5 protein-coding genes are annotated in these 5,433 nt (G+C 66.0%); 3 read left to right on the top strand and 2 right to left on the bottom strand.

Going from position 1 to position 5,433, the window contains the following annotated elements:
• Positions 1 to 107 precede the first annotated feature (107 nt).
• Entirely contained in the window at positions 108 to 896 is a 789-nt protein-coding gene (locus tag VJ811_RS17080; protein WP_324074588.1) for an enoyl-CoA hydratase/isomerase family protein, read from the top strand.
• 105 nt (positions 897 to 1,001) lie between these two features.
• Positions 1,002 to 2,843, top strand: coding sequence for an arylsulfatase (locus VJ811_RS17075; RefSeq protein WP_324074586.1), 1,842 nt, complete (start codon positions 1,002 to 1,004; stop codon positions 2,841 to 2,843).
• On the opposite strand, the gene VJ811_RS17070 is transcribed toward VJ811_RS17075, so the two are convergent.
• Together VJ811_RS17070 and VJ811_RS17065 are read right to left on the bottom strand one after the other, a co-directional pair.
• On the bottom strand, positions 2,763 to 3,701 hold the full coding sequence (locus VJ811_RS17070) for a formylglycine-generating enzyme family protein (protein WP_324074584.1): 939 nt from the start codon (positions 3,699 to 3,701) through the stop codon (positions 2,763 to 2,765). The two genes, VJ811_RS17075 and VJ811_RS17070, sit on opposite strands and share 81 nt — an antisense overlap.
• A complete protein-coding gene (locus tag VJ811_RS17065) occupies positions 3,701 to 4,327 on the bottom strand; it encodes a TetR/AcrR family transcriptional regulator (RefSeq protein ID WP_324074582.1) in 627 nt (208 codons plus the stop codon). Before VJ811_RS17065 ends, VJ811_RS17070 begins: the two co-directional genes overlap by 1 nt.
• 120 nt (positions 4,328 to 4,447) lie before the next feature.
• Here VJ811_RS17065 and VJ811_RS17060 point away from each other — a divergent pair.
• The coding region (locus tag VJ811_RS17060) for a sulfatase-like hydrolase/transferase (protein WP_324074580.1) at positions 4,448 to 5,433 on the top strand (986 nt) is incomplete at its 3' end.

Below are 5,433 nucleotides of genomic sequence, written 5' to 3'. Positions count from 1 at the left end.
CGCATGCGCCCCGCCACCGACCTGCACGCGCCGCTGCTGATGCTCTGCTCCGACGCCGCGCTCGGGATCACGGGGAGCGTGATCACCGTCGACGACGGGCAGACATTATGAGCGAGCTGCTGATTGAGGCGCGCGGCGCGGCCGAGATCGCGACGCTCAACCGGCCCGAGCGCCTCAACGCGCTGAACGAAGGGCTGGTCGACGAACTCAACGCCTACTTCGGCGGGCTTGCCGAGCGCCCCGAGGTTCGCGTCGTCATCCTGCGCGGCGCGGGGCGCGGCTTTTGCGCCGGGCTCGACATCCAGGAGGACCGGTCGTCGGATGAGACCCCGGTGCTCCGCACGCTGCGCACCCAGACGCGCATCGGCAATATCTATCGCAAGATGCGCGCCTGCTCGCAGCCGATCGTCGCGCTCGGCCATGGCGCCGCGGCGGGCGGCGGGCTTTCGCTGCTGCTCGCGTCCGACGTGCGCTATGCGGCGCCATCGTTCCGCGCCAACGCCGCCTATATCCGCATCGGCCTCGGCGGCTGCGACATGGCGTCGAGCTATTTCCTGCCGCGCCTCGTCGGCGCCGGCCTCGCCTCCGAAATGATCCTGACCGGCCGCTTCATCGATGCCGAACGCGCGCTGCGCGCGGGCCTCGTCAGCGAGATCGTCGAGGAAGAGGCACTGCTGGACCGCGGCCTCGCGCTCGCCGACGAGATGCTCGCGACCTCGCCCTATGGTCTGCGCCTCTCGAAACAGGCGCTGAACCTCAACATCGACGCGCCGAGTCTCGACGCCGCAATGGCGATCGAGGACCGTCAGCAGGTGATCCTTTCGGCGACCGAGGATCATCGTGAAGCGCTCGCCGCCTTCCTCGAAAAACGCGCTCCCCAGTATCGCGAGCGATAAGGCTAAACGGCCGTCATCGCCCCATTGACTCGCGAATATTTTGACATAGTAAGTGCCATATCCCGAGGGGGTGGGAGTGATGGCAGTACGCAGGAGGACCACTAGATGCCGGGTCGCTTAGGCGGGTTCCGGCGTGCTGCCATCATCATTGTCGGCGCCCTGATCGCGATCGCCCCTGCGCAGGCGCAGCGCGCACCATCCGCGCCAAAACACCCCAATATCGTGATCCTGCTCGCCGACGACTGGGGTTTTTCGGACGTCGGTTCGTTCGGTTCCGAAATCGCGACCCCGAACATCGACGCGCTCGCGCATTCGGGAATGCGCTTCTCCAACTTCCACGTCGCCGGATCCTGCTCGCCGACGCGCGCGATGCTCCAGACGGGGGTGATGAACCACCGCAATGGGCTCGGCAACATGCCCGAGACGATCCCCGACGAGCATCGCGGCAAGCCGGGGTACGACACGGTGATGAACCTGCGCGTCGTCACGATCGCGCAGCTTCTGAAGGCGGCGGGTTACCGCACCTATCTCACCGGCAAATGGCACCTCGGCAGCGACGCCAGGCGCCTGCCGCACGCGCGCGGCTACGACCGCGCGTACAGCCTGGCCGATGCTGGCGCCGACAATTTCGAACAGCGCCCGATCGAGGGCATGTACAAGACCGCCGCGTGGACCGAGAATGGCAAGCCCGCGACCTTGCCCAGGGACTATTATTCGTCGCATTTCGTCGTCCAGCGGATGATCGATTATATCGAGGCGGAGCGCAAAAGCGGTAAGCCCTTCCTCGCGTCGGTCAACTTCCTCGCCAATCATATCCCGGTGCAGGCGCCCGACAGCGACATCGCGCGCTATTCGGCGATGTACAAGGACGGCTGGACCGCGCTGCGCGAGGCACGCGCGAAACGCGCCGCGGCGCTCGGCATCGTCCCCGCGCGCGCGCCGATCGTCACGATGGCGACGACGCCCGACTGGAAAAAACTCGACGCCGAGGAGCGCGCCGCCGCGGTGCGCGTGATGCAGGCCTATGGCGGTATGGCAACCGCGATGGACCGCGAGGTCGGCCGCCTCGTTGCACATCTGAAAGCCACGGGCGATTATGAGAACACGATCTTCGTTTTCCTCTCGGACAATGGCGCCGAGCCGACCAATCCGTTTCACAGCCTTCGCAACCGCCTGTACCTCGACATGCAGTACGACCTCGCGACCACGAACATCGGCCGGCGTGGCAGCTTTGCCGCGATCGGTCCCGGCTGGGCGAGCGCCGCGGCATCGCCCTTGTCGGGGTACAAGTTCAGCAGCGCCGAAGGCGGGCTGCGCGTTCCCCTGATCATCACATGGCCGGGCCACGCAGCCATCCGTGCGGGCGGCATCAGCAACGGCCTCGCGCACGTCACCGACATCTTGCCGACGCTGACCGAGCTTGCCGGCGTGCCGGGCCACGGCGGAAGCTGGCAGGGAAAAGCGGTCGAGCCCGTCACCGGCCGCAGCCTTGTCCCCATGCTGAAAGGCGGAGCGGGCAGCGTCCATGGCGACGCGCCGCTCGGTTACGAATTGTCGGGCAATGCGGCGCTGTTCCGCGGCGATTACAAGCTGGTGCGCAACCTCGCGCCGACCGGCGACGGCAAATGGCGGCTCTACGATTTGGAAACCGACCCCGGCGAAACGCGCGACCTTGCCGCAGAGGAGCCAGACCGCTTTGCTGCGATGATGGCCGACTACCGCGCCTATGCGAAGGCGAACGGTGTGCTCGACATGCCCGCGGGCTACACCGCCGACGAACAGATCAACCGTTACGCCTTCGAGCAACAAGGCAAGCCGCGCCTGATCCGCCTCGGCCTGTGGATCGGCGCGATCGTTGTTGCTCTGTCAGCTTCTGCGTGGGGCTGGCGCCGCCGGCGCCGGGCGCGCCGTATCGATCAGGCGAAAACCGATATGATCGGTGCCTAGGCTGCGTTCCTGGAACTGGCGCGCGGCGGGGCGGTAACGCGCGCAATAATTGGCGGCGCACAGGAAGCTGCCACCCTTGATGACATTGCTTTCGCCGCCGGCCTTGCTCGTCGTCCATTCCCACACATTGCCGATCAGGTCGTGGACGCCATGCCGGTCGGCGGGGAAGCAGGCGACCGGCGCGCGGCCGGTGAAGCCGTCGGTGCCGAGGTCGCGCGCCGGGAATGCGCCCTGATAATAATTGGCCTGCGGCTTGCCCGTCTTGTCGACCGGGACATTGCGGTCGGCCCCGCCGGTCGCCGCGGCCAACTCCCACTGCTCCTCGCTCGGCAGCGCCTTGCCCTTCCATTTGGCATAGGCGAGCGCATCGTCATAACCGATCTGCACCACCGGATCGCGGCCGCGTCCGTCGATATTCGTTTCGGGGCCAGCCGGATGACGCCATTCGGCGCCGACGACCCACCGCCACCAGTTCGGATTGCCGTCGGTCGGCGCGGTGAACACCGCCGAGCCGGGGATCAGCATTTCGGGCGGCGCGCCGGGCAGCTTCGGCGGGTCCCGTTCGGCGAGGGTTCTGTACCCCGTCGCCTTCACGAATTCGGCGAACTCGGCGTTGGTGACCTCATGCGTCGACATCCAGAAGCCCGCGACGGTCGCATCGCGCGGCGGCCCTTCCTCGGGCAGCTGCGCATCGGCGCCCATCGCGAAGGTCGCGCCGGGGATCCACATATAATCCTGCGCCGGCATCGCTGGGCACTCGGGCGCCTTCGCGTCGGCACGCGGCGCGTCCTTCGCCTCGCCGCACGCCGCGAGCGCGCCGAGCATTGCGAGCGACAACAGGACCGAAGCGCCGCGCATCAATCTTCTTCGACGATCGCGGCCAGCATCGCTTCGACCATCTGCCCCATCACCGCGCCGGCCTCCTCGGCCGACAGGCTCTGGTCGTGGCGCAGCGTGCGCCAGGTGTGAAAGGACAGCGCCGCGCACAAAGCCTCGACGCCGATGCGGTCGGCGCGGACCGAAGCGGGGAGCAGGCGGACGATCAATTCGCGTTCGAGCATCACGACGCGGCTATACTGCCCCATCAGGAAGGGCGACTGGTAACGCTTGATGTTGGCAGCGAGGCGGAAGGGCAGGGTCGTCTCGAACACGCCGACGCGGCGGCGGACGAGTTCGCGGATATTGGCGCGCCATGGCTGGTCGGGATAGGGCGCCACGACGATCGGCATCACGCGTTCGGTGATCGTCCGCGTGATCTCGGCATAAAGCGCATCCATATCGTCGAAATGCCGGAACACGGTGCGCAGGCCAATTCCGGCCTCCTCGGCAACGCGCGCTGCGCTCGGCGACAGGTCGCCCTGGGCGATCAGTTCCATCATCGCCTCGACGATGCGTTTATAGCTCGACCGCCCGCGTTCACGGCGCCCGTCGACCCGGCCGGGCGCAATCTTTGGCGCGTCTATCTTCTTCACCCCTGTCGTCATGACCTCCCTGCTGGCCCGGCTTGGCGCCGGGGTCAAACAATCTTGCGTATCGACCAATATAATGACACATATAGTGTCAATAGTTTGGGGCAAGCCGAGCGCATGGGATAGGGGCCGCTGATGAAGAAAATATGGTTTGCCCTGTGCGGTTTGGCCGTCGTCGGCGCGGGCGGATATTGGGCCTATGAGGCGAACAAATATAGGTTGCCGGGCATCGTTCAGGACTGGAAGGATCCGGTACAACCGAACCGCCCCGTCGCTTGGCAGCAGGGTCCGGTGGCCGCGCCCGCCAGTCCGACGAGGGGTAAACGTCCCCCCAACATCATCCTGATCGTCGCCGACGACCTCGGCTATAACGACATCAGCCTCAATGGCGGCGGGGTCGCGGGCGGGATCGTCAAGACGCCGAACATCGACGCGATCGCGCGCGAGGGGATCAACTTCACCATCGCCTATGCCGCGAACGCGACCTGTTCGCCGTCGCGCGCGGCGATGATGACAGGGCGCTATCCGACGCGCTTCGGCTTCGAATATACCGCGGTTCCCGTCGAATTCGCCGAAAGCGTGTCGCACGGCGAGGGGGTCGGACCGCACAAGGCGATCTTCCATAAACAGCTGATCACGCCGGGCATCCCTGACTATCCCGACATGGGTGTTCCCGCGAACGAAGTGACGATCGCCGAGGCGGTGAAGGCCGCGGGCTATCACACGCTGCACATCGGCAAATGGCATCTTGGCGAGGCGCCGGCGCTGCAGCCGCACGCGCAGGGCTTCGACGAAAGCCTTGCCGTGCTCGGCGGCGCGGCGATGTTTCTGCCCGAGGATGACGCCGATGCGGTGAATGCGAAGTTGCCGTGGGACCGCATCGACCATTTCCTGTGGGCCAATTTGCGCCATGCCGTGACCTTCAACGGCGGCAAACGCTTCCATCCCAAAGGGCATATGACCGATTATTTCGCCGATCAGGCGATCGCCGCGATCGAGGCGAACAAGAACCGGCCCTTCTTCCTATACCTGGCGTTCAACGCACCGCACACGCCGTTGCAGGCGACGAAGGAGGATTATGCGAAGCTGCCCCAGATCAAGGATCACAAGACGCGCGTCTA

It is taken from the genome of Sphingopyxis sp. (genome assembly GCF_035250425.1).
Lineage (GTDB): Bacteria > Pseudomonadota > Alphaproteobacteria > Sphingomonadales > Sphingomonadaceae > Sphingopyxis.
The sequence above is the reverse complement of the archived record's forward strand: the minus strand, read 5'-3'. Positions and strand labels throughout refer to the sequence as shown.